This is a genomic window from Streptomyces murinus, assembly GCF_002154555.1.
Lineage (GTDB): Bacteria > Actinomycetota > Actinomycetes > Streptomycetales > Streptomycetaceae > Streptomyces > Streptomyces murinus.
The window spans coordinates 1-937 of sequence record NZ_MUNF01001012.1; the positions used below are offsets into that span (position 1 = coordinate 1).

1 pseudogene is annotated in these 937 nt (G+C 74.3%); it reads left to right on the forward strand.

What is annotated here, in order from left to right:
• Positions 1-937 (forward strand): annotated as a pseudogene (locus CCN72_RS37315) (PD40 domain-containing protein); the annotation flags it as partial.

Sequence of the window (937 nt, forward strand, 5' to 3'; positions counted from 1 at the left end):
CGCCCTCGGCGCCACCCCGCGCCGGCTCGCCGCCGGACGCCTCGGCCGGGTCCTGGAACTCGCCATGGCCCCCGACGGCAGCCGCGCCGCCGTCGCCGCCCACGACGGCCGTCTCCTCCTGGTCGAACGCGAGACCGGCGAGGTCCGCGAGGTCGACCGCGGCGAGGACGGCGACGTCCGCGACCTCACCTTCTCGCCCGACTCCGCCTGGCTCGCCTGGACCCACCCCGGCCCCCGCCCGCTGAGCCAGCTGCGCCTCGCCCACACCACCGACCTGACCGTCAGCGAGGCCACCCCGCTGCGCTTCCAGGACCACGCGCCCGCCTTCACCCTGGACGGCAAGCACCTCGCCTTCCTCTCCAACCGCTCCTTCGACCCGGTCTATGACGAACACGCCTTCGACCTGGCCTTCGTGGGCGGCACCCGCCCGTACCTGATCACCCTCGCCGCGACCACCCCCTCCCCGTTCGGACCGCAGCGCCACGGCCGCCCGTTCGAGACCTCCGACAAGGAGGAGACCCCCGACAGCGAGGGCGTCCCCTCCACCCGGATCGACCTGGACGGGCTCGCCGACCGCATCGTGCCCTTCCCGGTCGAGTCCGCCCGCTACGGCAATCTGCGCGCCGCCAAGGACGGCGTGCTCTGGCTGCGCCACCCGCTGCACGGCGTCCTCGGCACCACCCGCGCCATCCCGGACGAGGCCGACCCCAGCACCGAGCTGGAGCGCTACGACCTCGCCCAGCAGCGCCTGGAGCATCTCGCCGCGGACGCCGACCACTTCGAGGTCAGCGGCGACGGCAAGCGGGTCCTGCTGTGGACCGACGGCAAGCTCAAGGTCGTACCCAGCGACCGCCGCGCCTCCGCCGACGAGGACAGCGACTCCAACATCACCGTGGACCTCGGCCGCATCCGGCAGACCGTCGACCCCGCCGCCGAG